Here is a 15251-nt window from a genome sequence, read left to right as displayed (position 1 = left end):
TGAGGCGGCGCCGTGACAGCTTGGCGACAGGGTTATGACATTTCTATTACAGTGCTTGGTTTGAGCAAGGGGGTAACATGCAAACGAGGAAACTGGGGAACACCGACATTGATGTCAGCCTGATTGGCCTGGGCACCATGACCTGGGGGCAGCAGAATACCGAACAGGAAGCCAGTGCACAGCTTGATTACGCCGTTGATGCCGGTATCAATTTCATCGACGCGGCGGAAATGTACCCGGTACCGCCGAAAGCCGAGACCCAGGGCCTGACAGAAACCTACCTGGGCAACTGGCTGGCCCGCCGGGGCCGGCGCGATGATCTGGTGATTGCCTCTAAGGTGGCCGGCCCGGGCAACGGCCTGGGCTATCTGCGGGGTGGCCCCAGGTTGACCCGTGAACACATTCGCGAAGCCTGCGAAAACAGCCTCAGGCGCCTGCAAACCGATTACCTGGATCTGTACCAGGTGCACTGGCCGGACCGCAGCGCCAATTTCTTCGGCAAGCTGGGCTATCAGTGTCATCCGGATGAGCAGATGACGCCCATTGAGGAAACCCTGGGCGCTCTGCACGAACTGGTACAGGAGGGCAAAATCCGCCACGTGGGGCTGTCCAATGAGACGCCCTGGGGCACCATGGAATACCTGCGCCTGGCGAGGGAAAACAACTGGCCACGGGTGGTATCCATCCAGAACCCGTACAACCTGCTGAATCGTTCGTTCGAGGTCGGGCTGGCGGAATTTGCCCACCGGGAAGCCACCGGTTTGCTGGCTTATTCACCGCTGGCGTTCGGGATGCTCACCGGCAAGTACCTGGGCGGTAAGTGGCCGGAAAATGCCCGGTTGACACTGTTCGAGCGCTTCAGCCGATACACCGGCGAGCACGCCCTGGAAGCGACCCGCGCCTATGTCGAGCTTGCCCAACAGCACGGCTTGAGTCCGGCACAGCTGGCCCTGGCCTGGGTGAACACTCGCGAGTTTGTTACCAGTAATATCATCGGTGCGACCAGCATCGAGCAGCTCCGGGAGAACATCGGTTCGGTCGATGTGGAGTTGAGCCCCGAGCTGACAGAGGCCATTGAAGCCATTCATGCGGAGTTCACGTATCCCTGCCCGTAAGCCCGGGCTTGCGGGGCGTGGTAAACTGGTGGTTTTCATTCCTCTGACCAAAACATCCGGAAGCATTCATGCAAGCTGAGAACGAGCAATCAACACCACAGGTTTTTACCGTTCACTATGTGCTGAAAAACAAGCTGGGCGAGTTGGTGGACACCTCCGAAGGCAGCGAGCCGCTGCATTTCCTGTACGGCACCCCGGACATTATCGAAGGCATCCAGAAGGCGGTGAAAGACCGCAACGTGGGTGACTGCCTGGAAGTGACCATTCCGCCGGAAATGGCCTATGGCGAGTACCGCGAGGAGCTGGTGCGCAAGGTTCCACGGTCCCTGTTTGAAGGCGTGGAGAATCTCCAGGTCGGCATGAAGTTCCAGACCAATTCCGGCGATGAAACCCAGGTGGTGCAAGTGGTTGGTATCGATGGCAACCTGGTGCGGGTGGATGCCAACCACCCGCTGGCGGGATTTACCCTGTATTTCGACCTGGAAATTGTCGGCCGGCGTGATGCCACCGAAGACGAGATCAGCCAGGGTCGGCCGCTGTTCTGATCCCGCCGGGCCCGGCAGGCAGGTTCGAGCTGACCAGCCGCCGGGCGTGAATGTCTGCCAGCCCGGCATTGAGTGTCTGGTGGATTTGCGCCGTCAGCGCCCGGGCAGGTGTATGACAGTCAACGGGCACCGGTGTGTGAAATATCACCTCGACACAAACCGGTGGCTGTTTGAGTAGTCGCACCAGATGCCGCAGGAAAGTGTCATCGCCAATGAACGGTGCCAGCTCGTCTGGCTGGCCGTTGCGCCGATAACCGATGGAAACCGGCTGAATGGCCGCGCTGGCGTCCCGCGCCGCGTTCAGCAGCCGACCGTAAATGGGCAGGACCGTCAAGCCGCAGCTGGTGGTACCCTCCGGGAAGATCAGTACCGGTTCGGCCTGCTTCAGGTGCGCTGCCATCTCCCGGCGGATATTGCCCGTCTGACCGCCACCGCGTTGAATGAACAGCGTGCCGCCTTCCCGAGCCAGCCATCCGATCAGCGGCCATCGGCTCACATCGGACTTTGACAGGAATCTGGCACCGGTCAGAATCCCCAGCACCGGAATGTCCACCCAGCTGATGTGATTGGCCGCCAGGAGTACCGCCCCCTTGCTTGCCGGTTGGCCGTAGGCGTGAATTTTCCATCCCAGGCAGGCGCTCAACAGGCGAAAGCAGCGGGCTGCCCAGAGTGGGCGGCTCACCGGTACCCGTGCCACCCGGCTGATAATGGCAAGCGTGACAGCAACCCCCGTGGTGATGGCCAGCGCGGCAAGGAAGCCGGTCAGCCGTAAAGACAGTCTCATCCAGGCCAGCATGAAACGCTCCAGGTTATTTCAGAAAATGCCGCGAATAGCGGCCGGCCAGTTGCTTGACTTCCAGCAGTACCAGCAGGTCGGCACAGCGGAATTCCGGGTCCCAGCAGGGCTCGCCACAGACCTTCGCACCCAGGCGCATATAGGCACGAATCAGTGGTGGAGTGGTTTCCTGCCGTGAGCTGTCGGCAACCACCAGGTGCGGCAGGGCGCGGTGCGGCGTCACCCGGAACTCGGGCGTGGCCAGATGGGTCTGTTGCAGGGTGCGGGCAATGCGCCAGGCCCTTGAGCCGCCGTCGGCCATGGAAATGCTGGCGCAGCCCATCAGGTAATCCACCTTATTGCTGGTCAGCCAGGCCGCCAGCTTGGCCCACAGCAGGTTGATGGTGCCGCCATTACGGTAGTCCGGGTGCACGCAGGTGCGGCCCAGCTCGGCCAGGGTGCCGGGTTGCCGCTCCAGTGTGCGGATATCGAATTCCTCTGCGGAGTAGAAACCGCCTGTTTGGCCGCAGGCGCGTTGATGCAGTACACGGGAGGTGGCCACCAGCTCGCCGGTGTCCACATCGGTGACCAGCAGGTGGTCGCAGGCGGCATCAAAGTGATCTGCGTCAATTCCCGGTGTTTTCGCACCCAGGTCACTGCCGTATTCCTCGGAAAAAACCTGATAGCGCAGGCGTTGTGCCGCCTCGATCTGTTCTGGTCGGGTCGCCAGGCCGGCGTGCAGGTTACGGCCGGTGCGTGGCTGTCGCTGTGCGGTTTGTGCGGTCATGACATAGCCTTTGGTTTGCCTGTTTGTCTCCGAGGCTATGAACCTGCCATGACAAACCGGTGACCGGCATGTGACCTGTCTGTGACAGCCTCATAAAATGCCTGAGTGTCACAGGGTGTAACCCCGGGCGGGTTCCATGTATATTTCTGAATAGTATGTATAATTGCTGTAACCAAAGGTTATTTGTACCTTCAGCAACATCTGCAACCGGATAATAAGAAGCTGATATGGAAGGCATGCAACAGACCGGCGAAGGCTGGCGAATTCTGATTGTCGAAGACGACGAGCGGCTCGCGGAACTGACCCGTGAATACCTGGAAAGTAACGGCCTTGAGGTCTCGGTTGAAACCAACGGCAGCGCCGCGGTTGACCGGATTTGCCAGGAGCAGCCGGATCTGGTGGTGCTTGATCTGATGCTGCCCGGTGAAGACGGCCTGTCTATCTGTCGCCGTGTTCGTCCCTTCTACTCCGGTCCGATCATCATGCTGACCGCTCGTACCGACGACCTTGACCAGGTCCTGGGCCTGGAAATGGGCGCGGATGATTACGTGGGCAAACCGGTCCAGCCCAGGGTGTTGCTGGCCCGTATACGGGCGCTGTTGCGCCGGGTGGAGCCACAGCCGGTGGCGCCCGCCCGTGCACCAGAGCCGGAAAGCGACGAGCCGGTGCGCCTGCAATTCAATGACCTGGTGGTGGACCGCACCATGCGTGAAGCCTGGCTGGGCGGGGATAGCGTGGACCTGACCAGCGCAGAGTTTGATCTGCTCTGGTTGCTGGCGAACAACGCAGGCCGGGTGCTCAGCCGGGAAGAAATCTTTACCGCATTGCGGGGCATTGAGTACGACGGCCAGGACCGTTCCATCGATGTCCGGGTTTCACGGATTCGCCCGAAGATCGGTGACGATCCCATCCATCCACGCCGTATTAAAACGGTTCGCAGCAAGGGTTATCTGTTCGTCAAGGAACCCTGATGGCGCGCCAGAGGCTCTGAGCCATGTCTCTGAAGCTGTTCCTCAAAATATACGCTCGCCTGGTTGCCGTTGCTGCGGCAGTGATTGTCCTGTGTTTTGTGCTGTTCTCGACCATGAATCCGGTGCGCGAACGTATCTGGCAGGAGAGCACGGCCGCCCCCCTGATGAAGTGGCTGGCCGCGGTGCCGGCTCCGGCTCGTCAATACCACTGGATGCCTTCAATGTTCGGCCTGCAGACCGCAGCGCCCGGTCGCTTTGACCTTTCCCCGGTGCAGGCCGAACGCCTGAGTTACGGGCAGGTGGTGTTGGAGAAAGGCGCCGCCGGTCATTCATTTTATGTGCTTGCCGGTGACGGCCAGTTGAATCGCTTACGGCTGCAACAGCCCTATCGGGAGCTGGCACGGGCCAGTGCCCTGATTGCCCGTTGGCACCTGGATAACGCAAGCGCTGGCCAGAGGGGAGATCTTGCGGAACATCTCGAACAGTCCCTGAACCTGGCCTTGAGGCCGCTGGAATCGCAGGATCAGTTGCCGGAACAGGCCCTGCTGGACAGTCTGGCCAGCGAGGCGCTGGTGCCTTATCAGCAGTCCGACGGGCGGCAGGCTCTGTTGTTCCGGCTATCCTCCGGCGAGCTTTGGCAGCTGTCCATGCCACCACCTTTCAACGCCTGGGGCTGGCCGGTTCTGCTGGTATTGGGCCTGGTGCTGGGCGGCGTACTGGCACTGTCGTTGTATCTTGGGCTCAGGTTTGTCGACGGGCAGATGCGTAAAGTGGAGTCGGTGGCGGTGCGCATGGCCCGGGGCGAAATGAGCGCCCGTGTCGAGGCAACCGAGGGGTCGGTGGTATCCCGCCTGGCCGCTTCATTTAACAGCATGGCGGAACAGATCCAGCGACTGGTGGGTGTTCAGAGGGAGATGATTCACGCGGTGTCCCATGAGTTGCGCACACCGGTGGCACGGATACGTTTCGGGGTGCAGATGATTGAGTCTGCAAAAAGCCCGGAAATCCTGCACAAGCAGCTGCAGGGTATTGATGGCGACATTGAAGAGCTCGATGCGCTGATTGACGAAATTCTCACCTATGCCCGTCTGGAACAGGGTGGGCCGGTGTTTACCCTGCGCGAGGCCTCGGTGGCGGATATTGCCCGGCAGGTGGTGGATGAGCAGAACCCGCTGCACGGGCCGGTGGACATCACGTTTCACATGGACGAGGCGTCCGAGCCCTGGGCCATGGCGGATGTCGAGCCCCGTTACATTCATCGGGCAATCCAGAATCTGGTGGGTAATGCGGTGCGCCACGCCCGCAGCCAGGTAAGGGTGACCTGCCAGTTTGACGAGGAAAACTGTCGGGTGGATGTGGAGGATGACGGTACGGGTATCCCCGAAGAACACTGGGAAAAGGTGTTCAGTGCCTTCGCCCGACTGGACGATAGCCGGACCCGTACCTCCGGCGGCTATGGGCTGGGGTTATCCATCGTCCGGCGCATTCTATACTGGCACGGCGGGCAGGCGTTTGTCGGGCGCAGCGAGCAACTGGGCGGGGCGCGCTTCAGTCTGGTCTGGCCCAGGGTGCCCCAGGCCGGGGATTAAAGCGCCGTTGCCTCAGGCGGTGCGCTCAAAGGCGATCAGATGATCGGCCTCTACCCGCACCGGTACCTGTTCGCCCAGATGAAAATCCAGGTGACTGCGGAACAGCGCTTCAAACTCGGTCTCCTCCGAGCAGCGGAAACGATACAGGGTTGAGGTGCCGGCAAAGGTCTTTTCCACCACTTTCGGCTGCAGGCTGGAATCCTCGTCGTAAACGATATCGTCCGGACGGATAAGAATGTCCACCAGTGTGCCCGGTTCCCACTTGTAGGCCCGGTTGCCGTGAATAATGCCCAGCTCCGAGTCGATCGTGTCCGGCCCCAGCACCTGGCCGGGAATAAAGCCGCCCTGGCCGACAAAGCTGGCGACAAACCGGTTGGCCGGTTCGTGGTAAAGGTTGTAGGGCACGTCCCACTGCTGGATTTCACCGTCCTTGAGCACGGCCACCTGGTCACACATGGCAAACGCCTCTTGCTGATCGTGGGTGACCAGGATGGCGCTGATGCCCAGGGTTTTCAGGATTTCGCGCACATCCAGACTCAGGCGCCGGCGGAGATCGGTATCCAGGTTGGAGAAGGGCTCGTCCAGCAGGATCAGTGTCGGCTCCGGTGCCAGTGCCCGGGCCAGGGCCACCCGTTGTTGCTGGCCACCGGACAACTGGTGGGGATAGCTGTCGGCCAGATCCTGCAAATGCACAAGATGCAGCAGTTCCGAGACTTTCTGCTGTTTTTCGGACCGGCTGAGGTTCTTCAGGCCAAAGCCCACATTGTCGGCAATGGTCATGTGCGGGAACAGGGCGTAGTCCTGAAAGACCATGCCGATCTTTCGCTTTTCCGGCGCCTGGGAGCGGCCGGGCAGGCTGATGGCCCGGCCCTGAAGCTGGATTTCCCCCTGGTTGATTGGCAAAAAACCGGCCAGTGCCCGGAGGATGGTGCTTTTGCCGCAACCGCTTGGCCCCAGCAGGCAGCCGATATCTCCGTGGCTCAGGGCGAAGGTGGCGTCATGAACCACCGAATCGCCACCGTAACCGCAAGACAGATTGTTAACTTCCAGTAGCCAGTCAGACGCGGGCGCGTTGTAATCCATGGATCAGTCCAGGCGGTTGAGAATAAGGAACTCGAGCAGGGCTTTCTGGGCGTGCAGCCGGTTTTCAGCCTCGTGCCAGACCACCGAACCCGGATGCTCCATCATGTCGAGGGAAATTTCCTCCCCCCGGTGTGCGGGCAGGCAGTGCATGAACAGGGCATCCCTGTCGGCCTTTTCCATCAGCGCCGGGTTGATCTGGTAATCCGCGAACGCCTTTTCCCGGGCTTTTTGTTCATCTTCCTGGCCCATGGAGGCCCAGACGTCCGTGACCAGCAGGTTGGCGCCCCGGGCGGCCTCTTCCGGTGAGCGCATCACGGTAACCCGGTCGCTGAACTGCTCAAGCAGGGCCGCGTCCGGCTCATAGCCTTCGGGGCAGGCCACGTTCAGGTGGAAATCGAATTGCGAGGCGGCGTTGATGTAGGAGTTGCACATGTTGTTGCCGTCGCCCACCCAGGCCACGGTGGCACCTCTGATACTGCCCCGGTGCTCGCGGTAGGTCTGCATGTCGGCCAGCAACTGGCACGGATGGTATTCATCGGTCAGGGCGTTGATAACGGGCTTGCTGGATGCGGCCGCGAAACGTTCGACGGTCTCATGGCCGAAAGTGCGGATCATCACCGCATCCACCATGCTGGAAATCACAATCGCGGAGTCTTCGATGGGCTCGCCGCGGCCCAGCTGGGTGTCCCGCGGGGAGAGAAACATGGCCGAACCGCCCAGTTGGGTCATGCCGGCTTCGAAGGATACCCGGGTGCGGGTGGATGATTTCTCGAAGATCATCGCCAGCACCTTGTTTTTCAGGGAGTCTCTGACATTGCCCGCGCGCCAGTCCCGGCGCAGCTTGCTGGCATGGTCCAGCAAGTCTTCCAGTTCGCTGGTGGTCATGTCGTTGAGTGTCAGAAAGTGTCGTACTGCCATGAAAGGCCCCCTGAAGGAAACTCCGGATAGATTGGATAAACAAGAAAGGGGATCAAGTCTAGCCCTTCGCAATGGTGAAGACAACGCCGTGACGGCCGTGTGGGGCCAGGTGTTTGGTTGCAGCTTGTGCGGGCGTGTACAATGGTCGGCCAAGGCCGGTTTCCGGCGCCCGTTTTTCAGTCAGAGGTGTATGTTCATGGACATCAATGAAAGCATCAAGAGCCAGCTCGAAGAGAACCCGATCATTCTCTACATGAAGGGTACGCCCCAGGCTCCCCAGTGCGGTTTTTCCGCCAAGACCGTCCAGGCCCTGATGGCTTGTGGCGAGCGTTTTGCGTTCGTGAATATTCTGGACAACCAGGAACTGCGTGAAGCCCTGAAAGTCTATTCAAGCTGGCCGACCTATCCGCAGTTGTATATTAACGGTGAGCTGGTGGGTGGCTGTGACATCATTCTGGAAATGTCCGAAAGTGGCGAGCTGGAAAAGATGGTAAAGGAGGCGGCGAAGCAGGCTGAGGCCTGATCACCGCTTTTTTACGGGCCGTGGCTTCAGGCAGTGCTGGTTTTCAGGCTGCCGGCCACGGCGTCCATTGCCCGATCAACCAGCGCCCCCCTTTCCAGCAAGGACAGGCGCCCCTGCCTGAGTTCGTGGGCCAGTGCCGTCCGGGTTTTCTCGATTACCTTCAGTCCCATCCGGTTGACGAATACGCAACAATTGGCTTCTTCAATGATGGCCGACAGCTTGCAGCGGAACCCCGTTCCGTTGACCAGCCGGAATTCCACCCAGTTACCGATCTGTAGCTCATCAATCCGTGCCAGGTGTTCGGCCACCGCGGCGTCAATGTGCTCGTCGGAACTATCCTGGTCGGCTTTTGGGGTGGAGGATGATGGTATTGGCCGCGCCATGACCGGGGCCTGGTCCGGGTTGCGGAAGGCTTCGGCAAGCTGGTTTTTCAGTGACGACATGATGGTGTCGAGTTGTCCGGAGCGGTACGACACTCCCTGCAGGCCGGCGCGCAGGGTTTTCAGCAGTGGTGGCACCAGGCGCACCCAGTGGTCCCGCTCCTGTTCGTCCCGGTGGGGGTTCAGGCACCAGATCAGGTCATCCACCACCTGCACGGTTTCAGGCCAGCGGTGTTCGGTGTCATTACGCAGGTAAGCCAGGAACATGACCCGGCTCCAGCCATGAACCAGCAGATCCTGCACCGCCTCGGGTAACTGCACGGTACTGGTTTTCTCCTTCAACAGCCGGTCCACTTCTTCCTGGGCCTTGCGTGATTTGATCCGCCCGCGTTCGGATTCCCGGGTGCGCTGTTCCACCAGCGCCGCCTTGCGCTCCTCCCGCTCAAGAAACTGTTCGAATTCCTGGTTCAGGGTGTCGAACAGGGCAAGGTCGCCGTCGAAGTCCTCCAGGATGCGCTGGACGGTGGCGTGAATCTGGTTGTAGAGCTTGTCCCGCGCTTTCTCGTCGCTGTGGCTCCAGCCGATGCCGGCACTGGCCAGTGCGTTCAGAAGTTTGCGGGCCGGGTGCCCGGGTTTGGCGAAAAAGCTTTTGTCCTTGATGACGACCTTGAGGATGGGAATCTGCAAGCGGCTGATCAGTACCTGTACCGGTGCGGACAGGTTCCGGTCATCGAGAATAAACTCGAACAGCATGGACACCAGGTTGATCAGGTCTTCGTCCGATCCGCTCAGAGTGGCGGGCTGGCCGTCGTGGTTATGGTGACGGGCCAGCAGGCCTGCAACAATGGCGCGCAGGTCCAGTGCCACCGGTTCACCCACGCTCAGGTCAGGTGTGTCAGAGCCGAACTCAAGGTCTGCCAGGTGGCCGATCAGTTGCTCCAGCTCGCGGGTCGTAACCACCTGGCCGGTGCCACCGGATGGCTGTCCGGCCCCGGTGGGGGTGCGCCTTTGTGCCAGCAAGTGGCGAATCTGCTCGAACAGGGCGCTGCCCTGGTCCGGGTGCTGGCCGGGTTCGCCCGCATCGCTCACGGGGGTGTCGGCGGCAGGTCGTTGACCGTCGCTGCGCCCGGGCAATGACCGGTGTGTCGTGGTCTGACCCCGGTAGCGGAAATCGGGAATGATGCCGGCCTGCACCAGTACCCGGTTGGCTTCGTCCAGCAGCATGCCCAGGTTGGCGACCACGTACCGGTCGAACTGCTTGAGCATCACCAGGCGTTCACGGATGTCTATGTCCAGATCGCCGGTTGCCTCGGCCAGTGCCTGGCATATTGCCGCCGGCGCCATTGGGTTGACCGGTGTTTGTTCGTCGGTGTCCGGGTAAAGTTCGGTAAATCGGGCCTGCAGTTGTACCAGCGCTCCCTGGAAGTGGGCCTCGGCCTTGCTGATCATGGCATTTAGGGCGACCTGTTCTTCCAGGTCTTCGTGGCCAACCAGGGTCAGGTCGTCGGCCGATGGTTTGCCGGCCTTCCGGCTTTTGGTGAGTTCGTCCGGCCGGGGTGGGCGGGCGAACAGGTCGCTGATGGCGTGCTGGAAGCGTCGCTCGATTCCCTTGCGCTTGATGCGAATCTCGCGCATGGCTTCAAAATAGCGATTCTGCTCGTTGTTGCTGCGGGAGTTGTTTGCCAGCTCGAACAGTGAGTCGTCAATGGCGTCCAGCGCGCCCTGCAGCAAATCGCCCAGGCCGGCGCTCACGGTGTCACGAATACGGCCGGCCTCGGCGGGTATCGGGCGAGGCGCTGCGCCGGCACGTTGGCCGCTGACTGTGTGTATGCCGGACGATTCACTCATGGCCGACTCCTTTTGTGCCTCACCCCGATCCGTGTTCGAGCCTGTGTTGCTGGTGCTGTTGGTTTATTGATCAAATCTAGCGTACTTTTGTGCCGATCGCACGTTTCGTTTTCTTCGGGTGCACAATGGCTGCCTTCACCACGTTGTCCTTAATCTGCAGGACTTCGACGCGGTGGCCGGAGACTTTCAGGCACACGTTGGTGTCAGGAATGTTTTCCAGGGTTTCGGTAATCAGCCCGTTCAGGGTTTTCGGGCCGTCCGTAGGCAGTTTCCAGCCCAGAGTCTTGTTGATGGTGCGCACCCCGGTGCTGCCATCAATAATATAGGTGCCGTCATCCTGGGGAATGATATCCGCCGAGGTGGCGGCGTAGTCGGTGGTAAATTCACCCACGATTTCTTCCAGGATGTCCTCCAGGGTTGCCACTCCCAGTACGTCACCGTATTCATCCACCACCACGCCAAACCGCCGTTTGCCTTTCTGGAATTTCAGCAGCTGGGTGTTCAGCGGCGTACCCTCGGGAATGAAGTAGGGTTCCTGGCTCAGGGTCATGATCATGTCTTTGTTGATGTCATCTTCTTTCAGCAGCCGCGCAATGTTGCGCAGGTGCAGAATGCCCTGGATGTTGTTGATGTCGCCGTTGAACACGGGCAGCCGGGTATGCTGGGAGTTTTTCAGCTGGCGCAGGATGGCGTCCGTGTCGTCCTCCAGGTCAATGCCGATCACATCGTTGCGCGGCACCATGATGTCGTTCACGGTCACGTTGTCCAGGTCCAGAATGCTGACCAGCATGTCTTTGTGCTTGGCCGGAATAAGCGCGCCGGCTTCGTTGACCACGGTGCGCAGCTCCTCCCGGCTCAGGTGGTCCTCGGTGGCCCGGGCAGAACTGATTCCCAGCAGTTTCAGGATGGCACCGGTAAACAGGTTTACGGTCCAGACAAGCGGGTAGAGTGCCTTCAGTAGTGGTCCGAGTATGTAGCTGGCAGGAAACGCAATTTTTTCCGGAAACAGCGCGGCGAGTGTTTTCGGCGTCACCTCGGCAAAAATCAGGATCACGATGGTCAGTAACACGGTGGCAACGGCGATGCCGGCATCACCCCAGACACGGATGGCGATTACCGTGGCGATGGATGAGGCAAAGATATTGACGAAGTTGTTACCGATCAGGATAACGCCGATCAGCTGGTCGGTGCGGTTTAGCAGATTCTGGGCCCGGCGTGCGCCTTTATGGCCGGTTTTTGCCATGTGTTTCAGGCGATACCGGTTCAGCGACATCATGCCGGTTTCGGAGCTGGAGAAGAAACCGGAGAGAATGATCAGGCCGATGAGCAGAATGAACAGCGCGGTCAGCGATGTTTCGTTCAAGGGGTGCGTCCTTATGGTGTTGTCAGAAGACCAGTTCCAGCACGAATTTGCTGCCGTAGAAGGCAATCATCAGTAGTGCGCAGCCGGCCAGTGTCCAGTGGCTGGCGGTAACTCCGCGCCAGCCACGGGTGTAACGGCCGACCAGCAAGGCAACGAACACCAGCAGCGACAGCAGGGAAAAGAGAGTCTTGTGCGCCAGATCCTGGGCGAACAGGTCTTCGATGAAGATGGCGCCGGTGACAATGGCCAGCACCAGCAGAACAACGCCCGCCCATACCATTTCAAACAGCACCGACTCCATGGTCTGCAGGGGGGGCAGATTACGCACCAGAATGCTGTTGTGATGATGCTTGAGCTGACGATTGAGCAGTTGCAGAAGAACGGCCTGGATGGCAGCCAGGGTAAACAGGCTGTAGGCGGTAATCGACAGGGCCACGTGGGAAAGCATGCCATAGCTCTGTTCTGATACCACCCGGGAGGGAATGTGGTTTGCCAGGGCGGCAATAATGGCCAGAATGGCGATCGGATAGCCCGCCAGAAAAAGACTGCCAACCGGTTTGGTCAGATTCAGGCCCAGAAGCAGGAAAACGATCAGCCAGGAGGTCAGTACCGCACTTTTGAAGAAACTCAGGTCAAATCCGCCATCCAGATGCACGGTCTGGGCGATCAGCAAACCGTGTGGTACCAGTGCCAGCACGCCGATTAGTGTGGTCAGCGCCAGGTTGGATTCAACACGGCCCCGGAAATGCAGAGCCTGCAGGGCGGTGCCCACGCTGTACAGGAAGAGTGCAGTAACCGCGAGAATCAGCGTTCCCATGAGAGCCTTTTAACGTTGCTGAAAATGAAAGCTGGTACGGATCTGAACAGATTTGACCGGGCAGGTCGTTTCAGAGGCACCGTAGTCTGGTTATAATGTCCCGATTATGCAACAGGAATCAAGCGGCCAACACCCGCCGCCTGGTTTGTGTAAACCATTTCTCCGGGGTACGGAAGAGAAACATGTTTGAGAATCTCCAGGACCGGCTATCCGGTAGCTTGCGCAAGATCTCCGGTCAGGCGAAGCTGACTGACGACAATATCAAGGACACCTTGCGCGAAGTGCGCATGGCGCTTCTTGAAGCAGATGTCGCCCTGCCGGTGGTCAAGGAATTCATTGCCGGCGTGCGTAAGCGCGCCATTGGCCAGGAAGTCCAGCGGAGCCTGACGCCCGGCCAGGTGTTTATCAAGGTCGTCCAGCAGGAGCTGGAACGGGTGATGGGCGAGGGCAACGAGTCCCTTAACCTGGCGACCCGCCCGCCGGCGGTCATCATGATGGCCGGTTTGCAGGGTGCCGGTAAGACCACCACCGTGGCCAAGTTGTCGCGTTTCCTGAAGGAGCGCGAGAAAAAATCGGTCATGGTGGTCAGTGCGGACGTGTATCGCCCGGCGGCGATTCGCCAGCTGGAAACCCTGGCCAGCGACGTCGGTGTGGAGTTTTTCCCGAGTACCGCCGAGCAGGATCCGGTTGATATCGCCAATGGCGCCATCGAGGCGGCCCGGCGCAAGCACGTGGATGTGGTTATCCTCGATACCGCCGGTCGTCTGCATATAGATGAAGACATGATGGGTGAGATCGGCCGGCTGCATAAGGCGGTGAATCCGGTCGAAACCCTGTTCGTGGTTGATGCCATGACCGGTCAGGATGCCGCCAATACCGCCAAGGCCTTTAACGATGCCCTGCCGCTGACCGGTGTGGTGCTGACCAAGACCGATGGCGACGCCCGTGGCGGTGCCGCACTGTCGGTTCGCCACATTACCGGCAAACCGATCAAGTTTCTGGGTATTGGCGAGAAAAGTGACGCGTTGGAGCCGTTCCATCCGGACCGGGTGGCTTCCCGTATTCTGGGCATGGGCGATGTGCTCTCCCTGATCGAGGAAGCCGAGCGCAAGCTGGACCATAAAAAGGCACAGAAGCTCACCAAAAAGATCAAGAAGGGCAAGGGCTTTGACCTGGAAGACTTCCGCGACCAGCTTCAGCAGATGAAGAAGATGGGCGGTATTGGCGGCATGCTCGACAAGCTGCCCGGCGGCATGGGGCAGATGGCCCAGGCTGCGCAGGCGCAGGTTAACGACAAGTCGGTGGGCCAGATGGAGGCGATTATCTGCTCCATGACGCCGAAAGAGCGCCGCTACCCGGATACCATCAACAATTCCCGCAAGCGCCGCATTGCCGCTGGCTCTGGTACTCAGATTCAGGACATCAATCGTCTGCTCAAGCAGCACAAGCAGATGGCCAAGATGATGAAGAAGTTTGGCAAGAAAGGTGGCATGGCCAATATGATGCGCGGCATGGGTGGTATGATGCCTCCCGGCGGCGGAGGTGGAAGGCCGCCGTTCGGCCGTTAGTAAAAAGCCTTATGTGGAAATTCAGAGAGCAGGGGTTTTCCCTGTTTTCATTGGCGCGTTTTTGACATAGAATAGCGCCCCTTTCGAGTATGGGTCTTCCCGTCAGCGCCAAATCAAGCGCCGGGAAACGTACAAAGTTCGCACAACAGAACAGGATATTGGTCGAAATGGTAACAATCCGTTTGGCTCGTGGTGGCTCCAAGAAGCGCCCGTTCTACCATCTGACAGTGACAGACAGCCGCAACGCCCGTAATGGTCGTTTCATTGAGCGCGTTGGTTTCTTCAACCCGGTTGCCCGTGGTCAGGAAGAAGCTCTGCGTGTTAATCGCGAGCGCGTTGACTACTGGCTGAGCAAAGGCGCCCAGACCAGTGAGCGTGTTGCCCAGCTGCTGAAGTCGGCTGAGTAATCGCAACTGTAGTTTGAAACCGGAGTGGCAGGCATGACACAGCATTCGCAGGAAACTGTGATCGGCCAGGTTACTTCGGTATTCGGGGTCAAGGGATGGTTGAAAATCTATTCCTATACAGACCCCAGAGACGGAATACTGAACTACCGTGACTGGACGCTTGTACTCGACGGCAAGCGTATTCCGGTCAAGCTGGAAGGCGGTCGTCGCCAGGGGCAGGGCATTGTTGTCAAGCTCAAGGGTATAGATGACCGGGACCTGGCGCGCTCTTACGGGGGTGCTGAAATCCGGGTTCCCACCAGCGAGCTGCCGGAATTGCCGGAAGGCGAGTTCTACTGGCATCAGCTGGAAGGCCTGAGTGTGGTCACGGTAGAGGGTGAGTGCCTTGGCAAAGTGCATCACCTGATGGAAACAGGCGCAAACGATGTGTTGGTGGTGCGTGCCACGGCCGATTCCATCGACCAGCGCGAACGGCTGATTCCCTATCTGCCGGATCAGGTTGTTACCGGAGTTGATCTGCAGTCTTCACAGATGGTGGTGGACTGGGATCCGGAGTTCTGAT

15 protein-coding genes are annotated in these 15251 nt (G+C 59.6%); 8 read left to right on the top strand and 7 right to left on the bottom strand.

Annotation, left to right across the window (positions count from 1 at the left end):
* The first annotated feature begins 77 nt into the window (after positions 1–77).
* Positions 78–1115 (top strand): NADP(H)-dependent aldo-keto reductase, encoded by a 1038-nt coding sequence (locus BMZ63_RS07915; RefSeq protein ID WP_091704045.1) that lies wholly within the window; start codon positions 78–80, stop codon positions 1113–1115.
* Between the two features lie 68 nt (positions 1116–1183).
* Positions 1184–1660 (top strand): FKBP-type peptidyl-prolyl cis-trans isomerase, encoded by a 477-nt coding sequence (locus BMZ63_RS07910; RefSeq protein WP_091704042.1) that lies wholly within the window; start codon positions 1184–1186, stop codon positions 1658–1660.
* Here the strand turns inward: BMZ63_RS07910 and BMZ63_RS07905 are convergent.
* Both BMZ63_RS07905 and BMZ63_RS07900 read right to left on the bottom strand, forming a co-directional pair.
* Positions 1635–2456: a lysophospholipid acyltransferase family protein gene (locus BMZ63_RS07905; protein ID WP_177187049.1), complete on the bottom strand. Its 822-nt coding sequence runs from the start codon at positions 2454–2456 to the stop codon at positions 1635–1637. The genes BMZ63_RS07910 and BMZ63_RS07905 overlap by 26 nt on opposite strands.
* A 13-nt stretch (positions 2457–2469) precedes the next feature.
* A complete protein-coding gene (locus BMZ63_RS07900; RefSeq protein ID WP_091704039.1) occupies positions 2470–3222 on the bottom strand; it encodes a GNAT family N-acetyltransferase in 753 nt (250 codons plus the stop codon).
* A 236-nt stretch (positions 3223–3458) separates the two neighbouring features.
* Between BMZ63_RS07900 and BMZ63_RS07895 the strand changes: the two genes are divergently transcribed.
* Both BMZ63_RS07895 and BMZ63_RS07890 read left to right on the top strand, forming a co-directional pair.
* Positions 3459–4193 carry a response regulator gene (locus BMZ63_RS07895; protein ID WP_091704405.1) on the top strand — a complete coding sequence of 245 codons (735 nt, stop codon included), beginning with the start codon at positions 3459–3461 and terminating at the stop codon, positions 4191–4193.
* A gap of 23 nt (positions 4194–4216) precedes the next feature.
* Positions 4217–5782 carry an ATP-binding protein gene (locus BMZ63_RS07890; protein WP_091704036.1) on the top strand — a complete coding sequence of 522 codons (1566 nt, stop codon included), beginning with the start codon at positions 4217–4219 and terminating at the stop codon, positions 5780–5782.
* Between the two features lie 12 nt (positions 5783–5794).
* Here the strand turns inward: BMZ63_RS07890 and BMZ63_RS07885 are convergent, their stop codons facing one another.
* Positions 5795–6865, bottom strand: coding sequence for an ABC transporter ATP-binding protein (locus BMZ63_RS07885; RefSeq protein ID WP_091704034.1), 1071 nt, complete (start codon positions 6863–6865; stop codon positions 5795–5797).
* A gap of 3 nt (positions 6866–6868) precedes the next feature.
* On the bottom strand, positions 6869–7783 hold the full coding sequence (gene argF / locus BMZ63_RS07880; RefSeq protein ID WP_091704031.1) for an ornithine carbamoyltransferase: 915 nt from the start codon (positions 7781–7783) through the stop codon (positions 6869–6871).
* Positions 7784–7979: 196 nt separating this feature from the next.
* Between argF and grxD the strand changes: the two genes are divergently transcribed.
* On the top strand, positions 7980–8306 hold the full coding sequence (gene grxD, locus BMZ63_RS07875) for a Grx4 family monothiol glutaredoxin (RefSeq protein ID WP_091704402.1): 327 nt from the start codon (positions 7980–7982) through the stop codon (positions 8304–8306).
* Between the two features lie 26 nt (positions 8307–8332).
* Here grxD and BMZ63_RS07870 read toward each other — a convergent pair whose 3' ends face one another.
* The 3 genes from BMZ63_RS07870 to BMZ63_RS07860 all read right to left on the bottom strand — a co-directional run bounded on the left by BMZ63_RS07870 (position 8333) and on the right by BMZ63_RS07860 (position 12714).
* A complete protein-coding gene (locus BMZ63_RS07870) occupies positions 8333–10534 on the bottom strand; it encodes a DUF1631 domain-containing protein (RefSeq protein WP_091704028.1) in 2202 nt (733 codons plus the stop codon).
* 76 nt (positions 10535–10610) lie between these two features.
* Positions 10611–11897 carry an HlyC/CorC family transporter gene (locus tag BMZ63_RS07865; RefSeq protein WP_091704026.1) on the bottom strand — a complete coding sequence of 429 codons (1287 nt, stop codon included), beginning with the start codon at positions 11895–11897 and terminating at the stop codon, positions 10611–10613.
* A gap of 22 nt (positions 11898–11919) precedes the next feature.
* Positions 11920–12714, bottom strand: a complete 795-nt coding sequence (locus BMZ63_RS07860) for a cytochrome C assembly family protein (RefSeq protein WP_091704023.1) — start codon at positions 12712–12714, stop codon at positions 11920–11922.
* A 182-nt stretch (positions 12715–12896) separates the two neighbouring features.
* On the opposite strand from BMZ63_RS07860, the gene ffh reads away from it, so the two are divergent.
* The 3 genes from ffh to rimM all read left to right on the top strand — a co-directional run bounded on the left by ffh (position 12897) and on the right by rimM (position 15250).
* A complete protein-coding gene (gene ffh / locus BMZ63_RS07855; protein WP_091704020.1) occupies positions 12897–14282 on the top strand; it encodes a signal recognition particle protein in 1386 nt (461 codons plus the stop codon).
* A 167-nt stretch (positions 14283–14449) separates the two neighbouring features.
* The gene (gene rpsP, locus BMZ63_RS07850; protein ID WP_091704017.1) at positions 14450–14689 is read left to right on the top strand and encodes a 30S ribosomal protein S16; all 240 of its coding nucleotides are present in this window, start codon (positions 14450–14452) and stop codon (positions 14687–14689) included.
* Positions 14690–14722: 33 nt separating this feature from the next.
* A complete protein-coding gene (rimM, locus tag BMZ63_RS07845) occupies positions 14723–15250 on the top strand; it encodes a ribosome maturation factor RimM (RefSeq protein ID WP_091704015.1) in 528 nt (175 codons plus the stop codon).
* Position 15251: the final 1 nt, after the last annotated feature.

It is taken from the genome of Marinobacter persicus, assembly GCF_900114155.1.
Classification (GTDB): Bacteria; Pseudomonadota; Gammaproteobacteria; order Pseudomonadales; family Oleiphilaceae; genus Marinobacter; species Marinobacter persicus.
This window is presented reverse-complemented; position numbering and strand designations above follow the sequence as displayed.